General features: G+C 67.5%; 21 protein-coding genes. 13 read left to right on the top strand and 8 right to left on the bottom strand.

What is annotated here, in order from left to right:
• Positions 1–15: 15 nt before the first annotated feature.
• On the bottom strand, positions 16–384 hold the full coding sequence (locus tag ACODSL_RS00435) for an EthD domain-containing protein (RefSeq protein WP_488898652.1): 369 nt from the start codon (positions 382–384) through the stop codon (positions 16–18).
• Positions 381–1,160 (bottom strand): exodeoxyribonuclease III, encoded by a 780-nt coding sequence (gene xth / locus ACODSL_RS00430; protein ID WP_488898651.1) that lies wholly within the window; start codon positions 1,158–1,160, stop codon positions 381–383. Before xth ends, ACODSL_RS00435 begins: the two co-directional genes overlap by 4 nt.
• Before the next feature lie 36 nt (positions 1,161–1,196).
• On the opposite strand from xth, the gene ACODSL_RS00425 reads away from it, so the two are divergent.
• Positions 1,197–1,535 (top strand): hypothetical protein, encoded by a 339-nt coding sequence (locus ACODSL_RS00425; protein ID WP_488898650.1) that lies wholly within the window; start codon positions 1,197–1,199, stop codon positions 1,533–1,535.
• On the opposite strand, the gene ACODSL_RS00420 is transcribed toward ACODSL_RS00425, so the two are convergent.
• The 4 genes from ACODSL_RS00420 to ACODSL_RS00405 form a co-directional block, all read right to left on the bottom strand.
• On the bottom strand, positions 1,517–2,494 hold the full coding sequence (locus ACODSL_RS00420; RefSeq protein WP_488898649.1) for an alpha/beta hydrolase: 978 nt from the start codon (positions 2,492–2,494) through the stop codon (positions 1,517–1,519). The two genes, ACODSL_RS00425 and ACODSL_RS00420, sit on opposite strands and share 19 nt — an antisense overlap.
• A gap of 8 nt (positions 2,495–2,502) precedes the next feature.
• A complete protein-coding gene (locus tag ACODSL_RS00415; protein WP_488898648.1) occupies positions 2,503–3,174 on the bottom strand; it encodes an SdpI family protein in 672 nt (223 codons plus the stop codon).
• Positions 3,171–3,473 (bottom strand): metalloregulator ArsR/SmtB family transcription factor, encoded by a 303-nt coding sequence (locus ACODSL_RS00410; RefSeq protein ID WP_488898647.1) that lies wholly within the window; start codon positions 3,471–3,473, stop codon positions 3,171–3,173. Before ACODSL_RS00410 ends, ACODSL_RS00415 begins: the two co-directional genes overlap by 4 nt.
• 75 nt (positions 3,474–3,548) lie before the next feature.
• Complete coding sequence (locus ACODSL_RS00405; protein ID WP_488898646.1) at positions 3,549–3,881, bottom strand: HesB/IscA family protein; 333 nt, start codon at positions 3,879–3,881, stop codon at positions 3,549–3,551.
• Positions 3,882–3,962: 81 nt separating this feature from the next.
• Between ACODSL_RS00405 and ACODSL_RS00400 the strand changes: the two genes are divergently transcribed.
• From ACODSL_RS00400 to ACODSL_RS00345, 12 genes are all read left to right on the top strand, one after another.
• On the top strand, positions 3,963–5,147 hold the full coding sequence (locus tag ACODSL_RS00400; protein ID WP_488898645.1) for a deoxyguanosinetriphosphate triphosphohydrolase: 1,185 nt from the start codon (positions 3,963–3,965) through the stop codon (positions 5,145–5,147).
• 153 nt (positions 5,148–5,300) lie between these two features.
• A complete protein-coding gene (ftsN, locus tag ACODSL_RS00395; RefSeq protein WP_488898644.1) occupies positions 5,301–6,053 on the top strand; it encodes a cell division protein FtsN in 753 nt (250 codons plus the stop codon).
• Complete coding sequence (gene nagZ, locus ACODSL_RS00390; RefSeq protein WP_488898643.1) at positions 6,050–7,075, top strand: beta-N-acetylhexosaminidase; 1,026 nt, start codon at positions 6,050–6,052, stop codon at positions 7,073–7,075. Before ftsN ends, nagZ begins: the two co-directional genes overlap by 4 nt.
• Entirely contained in the window at positions 7,072–7,893 is an 822-nt protein-coding gene (locus tag ACODSL_RS00385) for a segregation and condensation protein A (RefSeq protein WP_488898642.1), read from the top strand. Before nagZ ends, ACODSL_RS00385 begins: the two co-directional genes overlap by 4 nt.
• Positions 7,894–7,913: 20 nt before the next feature.
• Entirely contained in the window at positions 7,914–8,555 is a 642-nt protein-coding gene (scpB, locus tag ACODSL_RS00380; RefSeq protein WP_488899712.1) for an SMC-Scp complex subunit ScpB, read from the top strand.
• 220 nt (positions 8,556–8,775) lie between these two features.
• Complete coding sequence (gene tatA / locus ACODSL_RS00375; protein ID WP_488898641.1) at positions 8,776–8,991, top strand: twin-arginine translocase TatA/TatE family subunit; 216 nt, start codon at positions 8,776–8,778, stop codon at positions 8,989–8,991.
• Positions 8,992–9,048: 57 nt separating this feature from the next.
• Positions 9,049–9,543: a Sec-independent protein translocase protein TatB gene (tatB, locus tag ACODSL_RS00370; RefSeq protein WP_488898640.1), complete on the top strand. Its 495-nt coding sequence runs from the start codon at positions 9,049–9,051 to the stop codon at positions 9,541–9,543.
• Positions 9,540–10,454 (top strand): twin-arginine translocase subunit TatC, encoded by a 915-nt coding sequence (gene tatC, locus ACODSL_RS00365; protein WP_488898639.1) that lies wholly within the window; start codon positions 9,540–9,542, stop codon positions 10,452–10,454. Before tatB ends, tatC begins: the two co-directional genes overlap by 4 nt.
• Positions 10,455–10,675: 221 nt before the next feature.
• Positions 10,676–11,956 carry a serine--tRNA ligase gene (gene serS / locus ACODSL_RS00360; protein WP_488898638.1) on the top strand — a complete coding sequence of 427 codons (1,281 nt, stop codon included), beginning with the start codon at positions 10,676–10,678 and terminating at the stop codon, positions 11,954–11,956.
• Positions 11,956–12,738, top strand: a complete 783-nt coding sequence (surE, locus tag ACODSL_RS00355) for a 5'/3'-nucleotidase SurE (RefSeq protein ID WP_488899711.1) — start codon at positions 11,956–11,958, stop codon at positions 12,736–12,738. The genes serS and surE overlap by 1 nt, the downstream gene beginning before the upstream one ends.
• A complete protein-coding gene (locus ACODSL_RS00350) occupies positions 12,738–13,394 on the top strand; it encodes a protein-L-isoaspartate(D-aspartate) O-methyltransferase (RefSeq protein ID WP_488898637.1) in 657 nt (218 codons plus the stop codon). Before surE ends, ACODSL_RS00350 begins: the two co-directional genes overlap by 1 nt.
• Before the next feature lie 100 nt (positions 13,395–13,494).
• A complete protein-coding gene (locus tag ACODSL_RS00345) occupies positions 13,495–15,021 on the top strand; it encodes a peptidoglycan DD-metalloendopeptidase family protein (protein WP_488898636.1) in 1,527 nt (508 codons plus the stop codon).
• Positions 15,022–15,025: 4 nt separating this feature from the next.
• Here the strand turns inward: ACODSL_RS00345 and ACODSL_RS00340 are convergent, their stop codons facing one another.
• The gene (locus tag ACODSL_RS00340) at positions 15,026–15,265 is read right to left on the bottom strand and encodes a hypothetical protein (RefSeq protein ID WP_488898635.1); all 240 of its coding nucleotides are present in this window, start codon (positions 15,263–15,265) and stop codon (positions 15,026–15,028) included.
• A gap of 16 nt (positions 15,266–15,281) precedes the next feature.
• Positions 15,282–16,121: an ATP-binding protein gene (locus ACODSL_RS00335; RefSeq protein WP_488898634.1), complete on the bottom strand. Its 840-nt coding sequence runs from the start codon at positions 16,119–16,121 to the stop codon at positions 15,282–15,284.
• Positions 16,122–16,171: the final 50 nt, after the last annotated feature.

Raw genomic sequence — 16,171 nt, 5'->3', positions numbered from 1 at the left:
TCGCTCACGCGGACTTCAGCCGATGATGACCCGTTCCTCACCCCACCACAGCGGGGACTTTGCCAGGTCGATGAAGCGCTTCTCGTCCTCGAGCAGCAGCCGGCCGGCATCCCGGGCCGCGGGGTCGTTGGCCGTCAGCGCCATGTCCTTGAAGCTGTCCCACCAGAGTTCGGCCACGCCGTCGTAGCCTTCGGGGCCGCCGCGCGAGGCGCGGGTGTCGGCGCTGACCTCCGGAGGAAGGCTGTGCATCTGCACATAACGGCGGATGCGCAGGGCGTCCTTCACGCTGGTGACGAGCGGGGCGTGGACGTTGAACCAGTAGTCCTGGAAGGTCTCACGGGTGAATTCCGGCCGGCGGATCAGGCAAAAGGTCAACTTGATCAAAGGGTCAGCTCCACCACCACCGGCACATGGTCCGAAGGCTTCTCCCGCCCGCGCACATCGCGGTGGATCTCGAAACCGGTCAACCGATCGGCGGCCTGGGGCGAGAGCAGGGCATGGTCAATGCGTATGCCGTGGTTCCGGGGCCAGGCGCCGGCCTGATAGTCCCAGAAGGTGTATTCACCCGCGTTGCCGTCCATCTGCATGAAGGCGTCGGTCAAGCCGAGGTTTTGCAAGGCGCGGTAGGCCGCCTTGCTCTCCGGCTGAAACAGAGCGTCGCCCAGCCAGCCTTCCGGCTTGTCGGCGTCCTCCGGGCGGGGAATGACGTTGTAGTCGCCCGCGATGACCAGGGGTTCCTCGAACCGCAACAACGCCGCGGCGTGGACGCGAAGTCGCTCCATCCAGGCCAGCTTGTAGCTGAACTTCTCGGTCCCGATCGGATTGCCATTGGGGAGGTAGATGCCCGCCACCCGCACCGGTGTCGGTCCGGACACCACCGCCTCGATGTATCGGGCCTGTTCGTCGCCGTCGTCGCCTGGCAGGCCGCGCCGGACGTCTTCCAGCGGCGTCTTCGACAACATGGCCACGCCGTTGTAGGTCTTCTGACCATGAACGGCGACATTATAGCCAAGGCGTTCAAAGGCTTCGGCGGGGAACTTCTCGTCGATGCATTTGATTTCCTGCAGGACAGCGACGTCCGGAGAGGCCTCCTCGAACCACCCCAGTACTGTTTCCAGGCGAGCGTTGACGGAATTCACGTTCCAGGTGGCGAGTCGCATTGACGGCTCCGGCTGCGGCGGGGGAGGCTAGGGCCCATGGCGACCACGCTCAAGACCAACGATGTGATTGATCGGAAGACCCGGCAGATCCTGCTCGGCCTGGCGACCGCGGTGTGCGCCGGCCTGATGCCGCTGGGCGCCATAGGCGTGTTGTTCTCGCCGCTGATATTCGACGCCCGCGGCAACCTGTTCAACCCACTGGCCTGGATCGGCTTCGCGCTGCTGATCAGCTTCTGGATTGTCTGTATCGTCGCGCCGTACCTGGCCTGGATCATGTTTCGCCGGAACCGCGAGACCCTGGCCTGGAGTTACATGAGCGCCCCTCTGATCTGGGGCCTGGCGCTGGTCACGGTCCTTCAGTTCGTCCCGGGCTGAGCCTTCACGAAAGCGGCGACGGCGTCGACCACGCCCGGCGCGAGCGGCAGGGACGGATCGGCATAGTTGGCCTGGGTTTCGGCCCGATCGCGGCTCCCGGCCTTCATGAGATGGTTCACGCCCGGCAGAATGATCAGTCTCGCCTTCGGCTGGGCGGCTTTCAGCAGGTTGGCGTCGACAACCGACACCTGGATATCGGCGTCGCCCTGCAGGATCAGGATAGGCCCCTTGTACGCCGCCGCCAGCTTCGCCGGGGCCTGCCGGAACATGACCATCAGGAACTGCTGGATGTTGGGTCGGAACAGGCCGAGCAAAGCCGGATGCATGCCGGTGGTGTCGACGGTCTTGCCTGCTTCCAGTGCGTCGATGGCCGGGAGGGCCTGACCAAGGACCGGCGCGTTGGCCGGGTTGGCCTTCAGCTGCTCGCGCAGCACGTCGCTGAGGCGCCGGCCCGGTGCGGCCGCGAGGATCAGGCCGCAGATGTCCTTCGGATCCTGCCCTGCGATCAGGGCGACGAGCGAGCCTTCGCTGTGACCGAGCAGCCAGACGCAGGGCGCTCCGGTGTCGGCCCTGAACTTCGCGGCCCAGCTGTGGGCGTCGGCGGCCAGGTCGACCACGGTAACCGCGTTCGGATCCGCGGCGGCCAGACTGCTGGCGAACATGCCGCGCTTGTCGACCCGCAGGGTGGTGACTCCCTGGGCCGCGAGCCCCTCGGCCATCAGCCGGTAGGTCGCGCCCTTCACCCCGAGCGGGTTGTCGCCATCACGGTCCGTCGGGCCTGACCCCGCGAGGATCAGGACGGCCGGGCCATGCGGGCCGCCGGCCGGGGCCAGCATCGTGCCCTTGAGCGGGCCTGGACCGCCGGGGATATCAACGAAGGTCTCGACCGGCGCGGCGGCGAGGGCGGCGGGCGCGGCGGCCGTCAGGACCGCGGCGAGGATCAGGGATCGAAGGGTCATGGCGGCTCCTAGACGGTGCGGCGTTCGGGATCGGCGCGCCACACGCGCCAGCTCTCGAAGACGGTGAGAAGGGCGATCGCCAACACCGTGCCGCCGAACACCTGCATGCCGAGCGGTTGGGGCGCCGTCGGGGCGACGAACAGTCCCACCAGACCAACCCAGAAGAACAGGCGCCCCGCGAGCCGGTTGGAGCGCTCCCAGGCCAGCTTGCTGTTCAAACTCCAGGGCGTGCGGACGCCGACGAAGGCGTTGGGAGCCACCTTGCCCATGATCGCGCCGACAACGACGAACAGCGCGCAGCTCACCGTCAGGATGAAGTTTGATCCGCCCAGCGTGCTGGGATGGGACGACAGAGCGAGGCCCGCCATCATCGCCGAGACCATGCAGGGCGCGGCGACGGCGATTGACCGGGCGATGCCGAGATCGCGCCGACGGGCTTCATCCGCCTCGGGACGACGCGCGTTGGCTTCGAGCAGCAGGCCTGTGACCAGGGACGCTGCCGCCATTCCGGCGATGACCAGGGCGGCTTCAGCGCGATCGCCCCAGCGGTCGACGTCACCTGAAAGATCGAAGTGCATCGGGATCGGGGCGGTGGACCCGAACATCCAGACATAGGCGCCCAGTGCGGCCTGACCGATCGCGGCGGCGGGCGTGCTGAAGCGGGAAAATGGTGACGTCACGACGGCTTCTCCAGCGAGCGAAGGGGATCCGGGGCGGAATGACCCGCCCCTGCAAGGTCCATCAGGAAGGCCAGCGCCTCCTCGACAGCGGAAATGTTCAGGCGGTAACGGATCGAGGCGCCGTCACGTTCGGCGTCGACAAGGCCTGCGTCCTTCAGGGTGTTCAGGTGTCCGGTGACCGTCGGCCAGGCCATATCGAACCGCGCGGCGATGTCGCCGGACGTCAGGGGGGCCACCCGCAGCATCTCGATGATGCGGCGGCGAACCGGGTGGGAAAGGGCCTTGAAGAGCGAGTTCATAGGGCAAACCCTAATTAGGGATTTTCCTAAGTCCAAGCCTTAATTAGCCGATGTCCTAATTTCCGGGGGCGGTCTTCAGATGGAGAAGCTTACGCCGCAGCCGCAGCTGGACTTGGCGTTGGGGTTGCGCACACGGAATTCGGCGCTGGCCAGTTCGTCGACGAAGTCGATCACCGAGCCCTTGAGTAAAGCCAGGGAGATCGGGTCCACCAGCGCCGCCGCGCCATCACGTTCGATGCGCAGATCGTCGGCTTCGCCTTCCGGCACCAGATCGAAGCGGTACTGGAAGCCCGAGCAGCCGCCGCCATCGACCGCCACGCGCAGCATCAGCGGCCGACCTTCGGTCGCGCTGATAGCGTGAAGCCGGCGGGCGGCTTGTTCGGACAGGGTGACGGCGGTGTCGGTCATGCTGTGGAAAACTCTCTCCTGTCCTATATGTGCAAGCCCGAGCCCCGGGGAAAGGGGCGATCGCCTTTTCCGGACTGCCTGATGTCGCAATCCTTCCAGCCGCCGCCACGCGCGCCCTATGCCGAGAACCCCGCGCATTCGCGAGGGCGCCGGCATCCGGAGGCGGAAAGCCGGACCCGCACGCCCTTCGCCAGGGACCGCGACCGGATTATCCATTCGACGGCCTTCCGGAGGTTGAAGGAAAAGACCCAGGTGTTCGTCGCCCACGAAGGCGACCACTACCGCACCCGCCTGACCCATTCGCTGGAGGTGGCGCAGATCGCCCGCTCGATCTCGACGGCGCTGGGTCTGGACAACGATCTGGCCGAGACCATCGCCCTGGCGCACGACCTGGGCCACCCGCCCTTTGGCCATGCCGGCGAGGACCAGCTCGACGACAGCATGAGACCGTGGGGCGGGTTCGATCACAACGTCCAGACCTTCCGGGTCGTGGCCAAACTCGAGCATCGTTACCCGGACTTCGAGGGCCTGAACCTCACCTGGGAGACGCTCGAAGGCGTCATCAAGCACAACGGCCCGGTGACCGGAATGCTCGACCGGCCATCCTGGAGCATGGTGCGCAATTGCGACGCCGGCTGGTCGCTGCGGCTGGACAGCTGGGCGTCGGCGGAGGCGCAGGTCGCCGCCATCGCCGACGACATCGCCTACAACAACCACGACGTCGACGACGGCCTGCAGGCCGGACTGTTCCGGCTGGAGGAGCTGCTCGACGTGCCGCTGATCGGACCGATCCTGCATGGCGTGCGCGCCGACCGGCCGGGCCTCGATGAACGTCTGACCCGGCTGGAGGCCGTGCGCCGGATGATCGGCGCCATGATCGATGACGTGATGGGAGAGACCCTGCGCCGCGCCTCCGCGACCGGTGTCGCTTCGCCGGACGATGTCCGCGGCCTCGACCATGCCCTGGTCGCCTTTTCGCCGGACATGCACGAAGACCTCGCGCGCCTGCGGGCCTTCCTGATGGAGCGGATGTACCGCCACTGGAAGGTCAATCGCACTCGCAGCCAGGCGAAGCGAATTCTGGCCGACATGTTCTCGCTGTTCCAGGCCGAGCCCGAAGTGCTGCCCGAGGAGTGGTTCGCCCTGTCGCAGAACCGCGACGACAGCGCCCGGGCCCGGGTGGTCTGCGACTATATCGCCGGCATGACCGACCGTTTCGCGATCGAGGAGCATCGCCGGCTTTTCCAGATGGATACCTGGAACTGACGGCGCGGCATTAACCGTTCGGCAACGTCAAATTAACTGTTTGGTAGCGACCTTGCGGCGCTGGCGGCCCCGCGCCGCGCTTCGGTAGACTGGTCGGCGTCGGCGCGCGATTCGCCACGACGTCCGGTTCGCCGCTCCCTGGAGCCCTGTTTGATGTCCGATCCCGATCGCGGCGCCTATACCCCGCCGACCGACTCCCCGTTGAGCTTCGACGCGCGCCGCCCTGTCCGCGGGGCCGGTGGCAATTCGTCGACCCTGATGATCAGCGCCATCATTCTGGTGCTGCTGGTCGCGGGGGGCGCGTTCTGGCTCTACAAGGACGGCCAGCGCGGCGCGAACGATGAGCCGCGCCCCGTCGGCGCCGTCGTCGCGGACACGAAGGCGCCGCCGCCGGCCCAGGCCCAGCCCGAAGACGAGAGCGCCGGCCTGCAGATCTACAAGGAAGACGGCGCGATCGACGCCGCGCCGACCTTCGCGCCGGGGCCCGAACCGGTCCAGCCGCGGCCCGAGCCCACGACGCCTGTCCAGAGCGCGGCCCTGCGTCCGGCCCTGCCGGTCGCGGCCGCGCCCGCCCGTCCCGTGGTCGCCACGCCGGCCCAACCCGCCCCGGCCGTAGCCGCCGCGCCGAAGCCGACGACGGTCGCCGTTGCGCCCAAGCCGGCCGGCGGTTCCGCCATGGTCCAGATCGGCGCCTTCTCCTCGGCGGCGATGGCCGATCAGGGCTGGAGCGACGCCGCGTCCGTCGCCCCCGGCCTCGCGGCCGGCAAGGGCAAGCAGGTCGAGTCCATCGATAAGGACGGCAAGACGCTCTACCGCACGTCGGTGACCGGTTTCGCCAGCCGGGCCGAGGCCCAGACCTTCTGCGAACGCCTCAAGGGCGCGGGCAAGAGCTGCTTTGTGAAGTGACGCGCCACGCCGCCATCCTCGGCTGCCTCGGACTGGTCCTGACCGACGACGAGAGAGCCTTCTTCCGGGATGTGCGGCCCTGGGGCTTCGTTCTGTTCAAACGCAATATCGAGTCGCCGGACCAGGTGCGAACCCTGACCGCCGCGCTGCGTGAGACGGTCGACGACGAGGCCGCGCCGATCCTGATCGATCAGGAGGGCGGGCGCGTGCAGCGGCTGGGGCCGCCGCACTGGCGCAAATACCCTCCCGGCCGGGCCTACGGGACCCTGACGACCAGCGACCCGCTATTCCGGCGGGAGATCACCCGGCTGGGCGCGCGGCTGCTGGCGCATGACCTGCGCGCGCTGGGCATCACGGTCGACTGCATGCCGGTGCTGGACGTGCCGGTTCCCGGCGCCCACGACATCATCGGCGACCGGGCCTACGGCGAGACCGTGGACGAGGTGGCGACCCTTGGCAGGGCCGCGGCGGAAGGCCTGATCGCAGGCGGCGTGCTGCCGGTGATCAAGCACATGCCTGGCCACGGCCGGTCGATGGCCGACAGCCATGAAGATCTGCCGGTGGTCGAGGCGTCGCGGGCCGACCTGGACGCGGTCGACTTCGAGCCTTTCCGCATGCTGTCCGACATGCCGATGGCGATGAGCGCGCACGTCGTCTACACGGCCATTGATCCTTCGGGGCCCGCGACCACCTCTCGCAAGGTGATCAACGAGGTGATCCGGAGCGCGATCGGATTTGACGGCCTGCTGATGACCGATGACCTCTCGATGAAGGCGCTGAAAGGCGATTTCGAGACCCGCGCTCGCGCGGCGCTGTCGGCCGGCTGCGATGTGGTGCTGCACTGCAATGGCCGCATGGACGAAATGAAGCCGGTCATCGCCGGGACCGGGATCCTGTCCGGCAAGGCGGAGCGCCGCGCCGAGGCGGCCCTGTCCCGCCTGGCGACGCCGCCAGAGCCATTCGACGTCGGTGAGGCCATCGCGCGGTTCGACGCCGCCTTCGAAGGGCGGTTCGCGGCATGAGCGACATCACCTTCCAGCCGATCCTGAACTTCGACGCCGCGGCCAACGCGGCCGAGGACGGCGACGCGCTGATCGTCGACCTCGACGGCTATGAAGGCCCGCTGCATGTGCTGCTGGCCCTGGCCCGCAGTCAGAAGGTCGACCTGCTCCAGCTGTCGGTTACCCGGCTCGCCGACCAGTATCTGGCCTTCGTCAAACAGGCGCGAAAGTTGAGGTTCTCGCTGGCGGCCGACTATCTGGTCATGGCCGCCTGGCTGGCCTACCTGAAGTCTCGCCTGCTGCTTCCACGCAACGAGCGGCCGAAGGCCGACGAGGCTCCACCCGAGGAAATCGCCGCCCAACTGGCGTTCCGGCTGGCGAAACTCGACGCGATGCGGAAGGCCGTCGATGCTCTGAACGCGCGGCCCCAGCTGCGCCGGGACGTGTTCGTGCGGGGTGATCCCGAGGCGGTGGTCATCCAGTCGTCCGGACGCATCGAAGGCGACCTCTACCAGCTGATGAGCGCCTACATCGGTCAGCGGAAGCGCGAGCATGACCGCAGCTACCGTCCGGCCGCGCCGACGGCCTATGCCCTGGACGACGCCCGTCATCGCCTTCGCGGCATGTTGCCGGAACTGAGCGCCTGGACGTCACTGGCCGGCGTTGCGCCGATGGCGGTCGACGATCTGGGCCCGAGCCGCGCTTCCTATCTCGCCTCAACGCTGTCGGCGAGCCTGGAGCTGGTCAAGGAAGGCGAGCTGGAGGCGCGTCAGCTTGAGGCGTTCGCCGACCTTTATCTGCGAAAACGCAAGGACCGTCCGGAGGCCGTGGCGTCGTGAGCGATACCCTCTTCGACCTCATCTTTCTCGAACGCTGCATCGAGGCCCTGCTGTTCGCCGCCTCCGAGCCCTTGAGCATCGAGGATCTGGCCCGCCGCCTGCCGGAGGGCGCCGATGTCGCGGCGGGCCTGGAAGCGCTGCGCGTTCGCTATGAGCCGCGCGGCGTGGAGCTGGCGGCGGTCGGTGGTCGCTGGCGGTTCCAGACTGCCGGGGACCTCGCCTTCCTGATGACCGAGGAGCGGGACTCGCCCCGCCGCCTGTCGAAGGCGGCCCAGGAAACACTCGCCATCATCGCCTATCACCAGCCGGTCACCCGGGCGGAGATCGAAGCCGTGCGTGGCGTCCAGGCCAGCAGCGGCACGCTCGACATTCTTCTGGAGCTGGGTCTGGTGCGGATGCGCGGTCGGCGCCGGACGCCCGGCCGGCCCGTGACCTACGGCACGACCGACGCCTTCCTTGAGCACTATGGCCTGGCCAATCTGGCAGACCTGCCGGGCATGGCCGACATGAAGGCCGCCGGCCTGCTGGGCCTCGACCTGCCTCCGGGCTTCGAGGTGCCCGATCCGTCGCGTCCCGGCGACGACGAAGACGCCCTCGATTTCGGCGAGGGCGAGGGCGACGCGCCCGAGTTCGTGCAGGACTATGTCGGCGGCGAGGAGTAGTGCGCCCTTCGAGATGCGATCCTGAAAGATCGCTCCTCAGGATGACGACCACCTTTGCCCGTCATGGTGAGGAGCGAGGCCTCAGCCGAGCGTCTCGAACCACGCAAACTTCAATACCGTCCTTTAATTTGGCGACACGCCGCGCAACCGCCTATATTGGGCCGAACAATCGAACGATGCGGGTCGCCGAGCGTCGCCCGCCTGAAGGAGCATCGCCGCCATGGGTGGTCTGAGTATCTGGCACTGGCTGATCGTCATCGCGGTCGTGGCCGTGGTGTTTGGCGGACGCGGCAAGCTGTCGGGCCTGATGGGCGACGCCGCCAAGGGCATCCGCGCCTTCCAGGACGGCCTGAAGGGCGAGGACTCGAAGGTCGACGACACCGTCGCCACGCCGCTGCCCCGCACCGAAACCGAGAAGGACAAGATCGTCAGCTAGACGATCCTGTGGCTTCGCCCCTGATCGCGCCAAGCGCGCGAACGTAAGGCCGCCTCCATGCTGCCCGGAATCGGTTCGTCCGAACTCTTTGTCATCGCCATCGTCGCCCTGATCGTGGTGGGTCCCAAGGACCTGCCGATCATGCTGCGCAAGCTTGGCCAATGGGTCGCCAAGATGCGCGGCATGGCCAACGAGTTTCGCGCCAGCTTCGACGAGATGGCCCGCCAGTCGGAGCTCGACGAACTGCGTCGCGAGGTCGAGGCGCTGCGCTCGGGCGGGTTCATGAACCCGATGCAGAGCGCCGCCGACAGCGCCCGCGACGTCGGGGTGGAAAGGGTGTTCGCCGACATCGACGCCAGCCTGCAGGGCGGCGGGGTCCAGTTCCCGCCCTCCGCCTACGTGGCGCCCACCGAAGAGGCGGCCCAGACCATCGCCCCGCCGGAAAAGCCAAAGCGCAAGCGTGCAGCGCCCAAGGCCGCCGCGATCGTTGAAGAGGCGACGCCCGCCCGCAAGCCACGCGCGCCGCGCAAGACCGTCGGAACCCCTTCGTGAGCGACGACCTGACCCCCGAAGACTCCGAGATCGAGGCCTCCCGTGCGCCCCTGCTTGATCATCTGGTCGAGCTGCGCCGGCGGCTGATCATCTGCGTCGGCGCCCTGATCGCAGGCTTCGGCCTCTGCTTCGCCTACGCCAACCAGATCTACACCTTCCTGCTGCAGCCGTTCGTCAAGGCCAGCGCCCTGATCCAGGCCCAGAAGCTTGAGCCGCCGCACGGCGCCTTCGACTTCAGCCACGCCTTCGATCTGATCCAGGTGATGATCGGGCTGAAGGCGCTGCCGGTTGTCCAGACCCACAAGCTGGAGCTGATCTTCACCGCCCCGCTGGAGTTTTTCTTCACCAAGATGAAGATGGCCGGCTTCGGGGCCCTGGTGCTGACCTTCCCGATCCTCGCCTGGCAGCTCTACGCCTTCGTGGCGCCGGGCCTGTACAAGAAGGAGCGGATGGCCTTCCTGCCGTTCCTCGCCGCCTCGCCCATCCTGTTCATCCTGGGCGGGGCGATGGTCTACTACTTCATGCTGCCCTTCGTGATGTGGTTCTCGCTGAACCAGGAGGTCACGACCGCAGCCGTCGAGGTGGCGCTGAAGCCGAAGGTATCGGACTACCTCAGCCTGGTGACGACCCTGCTGCTGGGCTTCGGGCTGTGCTTCCAGCTGCCGGTGGTGCTGTCGCTGGCGGGTCTGGCCGGGCTGGTCAGCAGCAAGATGCTGCGCGAGGGCCGCCGCTACGCCATCGTCATCGTCTTCGTCGTCGCCGCTGTCTTCACGCCGCCCGACCCGATCAGCCAGCTGATGCTGGCGATCCCCATCTGCGGCCTCTACGAAATCTCGATCTGGTGCGTCTGGCTGATTGAACGCCGGCGCAAACGGGATGAGGCCGCCGGAACGGACATCGTCCCGGTCTAGGTCGGATGACCGTGAGACCAATCCAGACCCGTCATCCTCGCCCTTGTGGCGAGGATCCCTCGTATCGTCGCAGGGGACCGCTCCAGCCTGACGCGTTCGGAACACGTCGAGAGGGGTCCTGGGCACGAGGCCCAGGATGACGACGGGGGTAGCGTGTAGGGCTTTGAAACCGTCCCGACGCCCGTTAGAGAAAGCGCCTCACACCAGCCGGCGTTCTTCCCATGCACGACATCAAAGCCATTCGCGACAATCCCGCCGCCTACGACGCCGGTTGGAAGTCCCGTGGCTTGGAGCCGCAGTCAGAAGACCTTTTGAGGCTTGATGCTGAAGCTCGTGCTTCGGTTACCAAATTCGAAGGCCTTCAAGCGAGACGCAATGAGCTCAGCAAGCTCATCGGGCAAGCTAAGGCGAAGAAGGACGAGGCCACGGCTTCGAGCTTGATGGCGGAGGTCGAGAGCCTCAAGGCGGCGATTGCCCGCGCAGCACTCGCCGAACACGATGCAAATGAAGAGCTGAACGCTCGACTGGCTGGCCTACCCAATATCCCCGACGCCGTCGTGCCACCCGGCGCGGACGAGGCGGAGAACGTCGAGCAGTCACGCTCGGGCGACCCGCGTCGCATGAATAACCCCCGCGATCACGTCGACATCGGCGCGGGTCTTGGCGGCATGGACTTCGAGGCGGCCGCCCGGATGAGCGGCTCGCGCTTCGTGGTGCTCAAGAAGGGCGTCGCGCGGCTGGAACGGGCCATCGGCCAGTTCATGCTCGACCTGCACACCGGGACCAACGGCTATACAGAAGTGAACCCGCCGGTTCTGGTCAAGGAACAGGCGCTGTTCGGCACCGGACAGCTGCCGAAATTCGAGGAAGATCTCTTCAAGACTACGGCCGACCACTACCTCATCCCGACCGCCGAAGTGTCCCTGACCAATCTGGTCCGCGAGCAGATCACCGCCGAGGAGGAGCTGCCTCTCCGCCTCACCGCCCTGACCCAGTGTTTCCGCTCGGAAGCCGGCTCGGCCGGACGGGACACACGCGGCATGATCCGTCAGCACCAGTTCCAGAAGGTCGAGCTGGTGGCCATCACCACGCCGGAGCAGTCGGCCGCCGAGCACGACCACATGGTCGCCAGCGCCCAGATGGTGCTGGAGACGCTGGGACTGGCCTATCGCACCATGCTGCTGTGCGCAGGCGACATGGGCTTCACGGCGAAGCGGACGTTTGACCTCGAGGTCTGGCTGCCCTCGCAGAACACCTTCCGGGAGATCAGCTCGATCTCCAACTGCGGCGACTTCCAGGCCCGCCGCATGGACGCCCGCTGCCAGAAGCGCGGCGAGAAGGGGACGCGCTTCGTCCACACCCTGAACGGCTCGGGCCTGGCCGTCGGCCGTACGCTGGTCGCCGTGCTGGAGAACTACCAGGACGAGGGCGGCCGGGTTTTCATTCCCGAGGTCCTGCAGCCCTATATGGGCGGCATGACGCATCTGGAGCCCGGTGCGTGATGCGCATCCTCCTCACCAACGATGACGGCATCCATGCCGAGGGTCTCAAGTCGCTCGAGACGATCGCTCGCGCCCTGACCGATGACATCTGGATCGTCGCGCCGGAGTACGAGCAGTCGGGGGCGAGCCGGGCGCTGACCCTGGCTGACCCGATCCGTGTGCGGAAGGAAGGCGATCGCAAGTGGGCCGTCGCCGGAACCCCTACCGACTGCGTGATGCTGGGCGTGCGGGAACTTGTCGAGGGCGTACAGCCGGATCTCGTCCTGTCCGGCGTCAATCGCGGCCAGAACATCGCCGAGGACGTGACCCTGTCGGGCACCGTCGCCGGCGCGATCGAGGGCATGGCCCTTGGCATCCCGTCGATCGCCCTCAGCCAGGCCATGTTCCAGTTCCACGATGGCGCCACGCCGCACTGGGAAACCGCGGAACACTACGGTCCCGGCATCGTACGCCGCCTGCTGGAAGTGGGCTGGCCCGTCGACGTGGTGATGAACGTCAACTTCCCGTCGCGCCCGCCCGGTGAGGTGACCGAGGTCGAAGTCACCCGCCAGGGCTTCCGCGACACCCACATCCGCACCTTCGACAAGCGCACCGACCTGCGGGGCCGCGACTACTACTGGATGGGCTTTTCAGGGCAGTTGTCCAAACCGGCGGATGGAACTGACCTCAAGGCGATCTACGAGGGAAAGATTTCGATCACCCCGCTGCATATCGACCTCACGCACCGGGAATCGGTCAACACGCTCAAGGGCCTCATCGGAGGCGCGCCGCCGAAGGCCTGATGACCGAACCGACCGAAACCTCGCAAACGCGCATGGCGCGCCTGATCCTCGCTCTCCGGTCGCAGGGGGTGACGGATCCGCGCGTGCTGGACGCCATCGAGCGCACGCCACGGGAAATCTTCACGCCGGATCTGTTCAAGGAGCGGGCCTTCGAGGACTCGGCCCTGCCGATCGCCTGCGGCCAGACGATCAGCCAGCCCTTCATTGTCGGCCTGATGACCCAGGCCCTGACCCTGGAGCCTCGGGCCCGGGTGCTCGAGATCGGCACCGGCTCCGGCTACCAGACGACGATCCTCTCGAAGCTGGCGCGGCTGGTCTACACGGTCGAGCGCTACCGGACCCTGATGAGAGAGGCCGAGGAGCGCTTCAAGACGCTGGGTCTCACAAACGTGATCACCCGGTTTGGCGATGGCGGGGAGGGCTGGGCCGATCAGGCGCCGTTCGATCGCATCATGGTCACCGCCGCTGTACCGGAAGAGCCAAAGACGCTTCTGGCGCAGCTCAAGCCGGGCGGCGTGCTCGTCGCGCCCATCGGGAAAGGACCGGTCCAGAGCCTGCGTCGCTATGCGGGTGACGGGCAGGGAGGCTTCAAGGTTGAACTGCTGGGCGACGTGCGCTTCGTGCCTCTGCTCGACGGCGTGGCGCGCGAACTCTGACGTCGCCATCTGACAATATCGTAACTGGCTTAAAGCGCGCGGTTAACGCAGGCTTAAGGACGCTGGGACGACACAATCGGGGCTTACCCAAGGACCGGCGATGACGCATTTCCTCACCCGCACCGCGCTTTTGGCCGTCGCCGCGTTCGCGACCGGCGCCGGCGCCGCGACGCCGAGCTATCCGATCCGGGCCCCCGCGCCCGCGCCCGCGCCCGCAAAGCCAGCAGCGCCGGTCCAGCAGGCTGCGCCTGTCGAAATGGACGAGAACGGCAATCCCGCGCCGGTGGCTCGTCCGTCGGTCACGACCGATGAAGCGGGGAACCCGATTCCCGCGGGACCGACGACCTCGCCGGTCGAGACCCGCGAGCTGGCCGCCCCGCCGCCCCGGCAGCCGGCGTCCACGCCGGCGCCTGTGCCGGTCGATACTTCGTCGGCTCCGCCTCCGGTGATCCGCACTGAGCGGGCCAAGCCGACGCCGCCTCCGGTTCCGGCGGTTGTCACAAAGATAATCACGCTGGCGCCCGGCAAGGTCGTCGACATCGACGGCCGCCCGAAGACCTACACCGTCAAGGAAGGTCAGGGTCTCGACGTCGTCGCGCGCGCCATGGGTTCGTCCCGCGCCGAGCTGGCCAAGATCAACGGGCTCAAGGAGCCGTACAGGCTGAAGCCGGGCCAGGTTCTCAAGGGACCGCTGAGCCGCGCCAAGGCCTATGTCGTGGCGCCGGGTGACACGATGTTCGCCATCGCCAAGCGCTTCAACGTAAAGGCGGCCGATCTGGCCGACGAGAATGACCTGACGGTCAACTCCGCGATCCGCCCTGGCCTGAAACTGCGCCTGCCGGCTGGGTACAAGGACGGCGGCCCGATCAAGAAGACGATCACCGTCACCCCGCCGGCGCCTGTCGTCACGCCGAGCCGTCCCACGCCGGAACCTGAGCCGGTGCGGCCCGCGCCGGTCAAGCCGGCGCCGGAGCCTGAACCCACGCCCGCTCCGGAGCCGGTCAAGCCCGAGCCGGTCAAGCCCACCCCTGTCAAACCCGAACCGGTAAAGCCGGCTCCGGTCAAACCGGCGCCTCTGAAGCCAGCGCCCGTGACGCCCGCGCCGGCGCCGGTCAAGCCGCCGGTCACCACGCCGATTTCCCCCAAGCCCCTCCCGCCGGCGCCCCAGGTGGTGCCGGATGACCGCGCGCCCGCTCTGACCGACGAGCAGATCACGGCGCTGGGTCGCGGACGCTTCGTCTGGCCGGTCAACGGCGACATCATTTCCGCCTACGGCCCCAAGGGCGGCGGTCAGCGCAACGACGGCATCAACATCGGCGCCCCCGCCGGGACGCCCGTTCGGGCCGCCGCTGCCGGCAAGGTGGTCTATTCCGGCGGTGATGTTCCAGGCTTCGGCGTCACGGTCCTGATCCAGCATGAGGATGGCTGGGTCACGGTCTATGGCCATCTGGCGCGCGCCAATGTGCGCATGCAGCAGCAGGTCGCGGCCGGCGAACAGATCGGCCAGGTCGGATCGACAGGCGGCGTCTCAGAGCCGCAGCTCCACTTCGAGATCCGCTATTCGCCCTCGGCCCGCTTCAAGGCCAAGGCGATCGATCCCGGCCTGGTCCTGCCGCGCGGGCGCTAAGCCCTCAGTTCTGACCCCAGCGCCAGCGCCATCCGCCGCGGGTGGTGCGGGCGCAGACGACGATGAGCAGAACCGTGATGAATGCCAACGCACCGGCGCCCAGCGCCGGTCGTGTGTCTATCAGCGTCAGACCAATGAGGATCGAAAGGCCAGCGTAGGCCAGAAGCACCAGCCATCCTTCCCAGCTGCAGGGCAGGCCAGCGCCATAGCCAAAGCGTTTGGGATTGAACCAGGGCTTGCTCATCAAAGCCTCCTGCCTGTCAGTCCGGCAGATTTACACCCAGCTCGCCGGCCAGGTCGCGGATGAATTGCCAGGCGATGCGGCCGGACCGCGAGCCGCGCAGCTGCGCCCAGCGGAGGGCGCGCCCCTGCAGGTCAGGCGTGACCAGGTTGAACCGCGCTGCATAGGATTTCACCGCCTCAAGGTAGCCGGGCTGATCCATCGGCGGGAAGCCGATCCACAGGCCGAAGCGATCTGAAACGCTGACCTCTTCCTCGGCGTCCTCCGCGGCGGCGATCATGCCGCGGCCTTCGGCGTGATCGCGCGGCATCAAATGTCGCCGGTTGGAGGTGGCGACGAACAGCACGTTTTCCGGTGGACCCGCGACGCCGCCCTCCAGTGCCGACTTGAGCGCCTTGGCGGCGGCGGCGCCGTCCTCGAAGGACAGGTCATCGCACAGCACCACGAACCGCTCGTTGCGGCCGCGCAGCTGATCGAACAGCGGCGGCAGCGCCGCGACCTCGTCCCTGTCGACCTCGATCAGCTTCAACGCGGGGTGGGCGCCCGCGACGGTCATGAAGGCCGCCTTGGCCAGAGAGCTCTTGCCCGTGCCACGAACACCCCACAGCAGGGCATGGTTGGCCGGCAGGCGGCAGGCGAACCGGCGCAGGTTCTCAAGGAAGCGGGCCTTCTGCCCGTCGACTCCGACGAGCAGATCGAGGGCCAGCGGATAGTCAGGCGCCGGCAGAAAGGCGTCGCCTGACGGATCGTGGCGGAACAGCCGAGCCGCCGCGAAATCGGGGGGGAGGCGGGCCGGGGGCGCCATCCGCTCGAGCGCTTCGGCGATCCGGGTCAACAGGGCCTGTGTCTTCTCGTCCATACCCCGCCCTTACCGGGACCGCCGCGCATTGCAAAGCGAAGGGGCAGCCC

This window comes from Caulobacter sp. FG121, from assembly GCF_057809815.1.
This window is presented reverse-complemented; position numbering and strand designations above follow the sequence as displayed.

Excerpts from the sequence above, each read along its gene's own strand:
- ACODSL_RS00405 (WP_488898646.1), bottom strand. The coding sequence starts at position 3,881 with ATGACCGACACCGCCGTCACCCTGTCCGAACAAGCCGCCCGCCGGCTT.
- ACODSL_RS00385 (WP_488898642.1), top strand. The coding sequence starts at position 7,072 with ATGAGCGACATCACCTTCCAGCCGATCCTGAACTTCGACGCCGCGGCC.
- ACODSL_RS00335 (WP_488898634.1), bottom strand. The coding sequence starts at position 16,121 with ATGGACGAGAAGACACAGGCCCTGTTGACCCGGATCGCCGAAGCGCTC.
- ACODSL_RS00340 (WP_488898635.1), bottom strand. The coding sequence starts at position 15,265 with ATGAGCAAGCCCTGGTTCAATCCCAAACGCTTTGGCTATGGCGCTGGC.
- surE (WP_488899711.1), top strand. The coding sequence starts at position 11,956 with ATGCGCATCCTCCTCACCAACGATGACGGCATCCATGCCGAGGGTCTC.
- ACODSL_RS00345 (WP_488898636.1), top strand. The coding sequence starts at position 13,495 with ATGACGCATTTCCTCACCCGCACCGCGCTTTTGGCCGTCGCCGCGTTC.
- ACODSL_RS00410 (WP_488898647.1), bottom strand. The coding sequence starts at position 3,473 with ATGAACTCGCTCTTCAAGGCCCTTTCCCACCCGGTTCGCCGCCGCATC.
- ACODSL_RS00350 (WP_488898637.1), top strand. The coding sequence starts at position 12,738 with ATGACCGAACCGACCGAAACCTCGCAAACGCGCATGGCGCGCCTGATC.
- ACODSL_RS00400 (WP_488898645.1), top strand. The coding sequence starts at position 3,963 with ATGTCGCAATCCTTCCAGCCGCCGCCACGCGCGCCCTATGCCGAGAAC.
- ACODSL_RS00420 (WP_488898649.1), bottom strand. The coding sequence starts at position 2,494 with ATGACCCTTCGATCCCTGATCCTCGCCGCGGTCCTGACGGCCGCCGCG.
- serS (WP_488898638.1), top strand. The coding sequence starts at position 10,676 with ATGCACGACATCAAAGCCATTCGCGACAATCCCGCCGCCTACGACGCC.
- xth (WP_488898651.1), bottom strand. The coding sequence starts at position 1,160 with ATGCGACTCGCCACCTGGAACGTGAATTCCGTCAACGCTCGCCTGGAA.
- tatB (WP_488898640.1), top strand. The coding sequence starts at position 9,049 with ATGCTGCCCGGAATCGGTTCGTCCGAACTCTTTGTCATCGCCATCGTC.
- ftsN (WP_488898644.1), top strand. The coding sequence starts at position 5,301 with ATGTCCGATCCCGATCGCGGCGCCTATACCCCGCCGACCGACTCCCCG.
- tatA (WP_488898641.1), top strand. The coding sequence starts at position 8,776 with ATGGGTGGTCTGAGTATCTGGCACTGGCTGATCGTCATCGCGGTCGTG.
- ACODSL_RS00425 (WP_488898650.1), top strand. The coding sequence starts at position 1,197 with ATGGCGACCACGCTCAAGACCAACGATGTGATTGATCGGAAGACCCGG.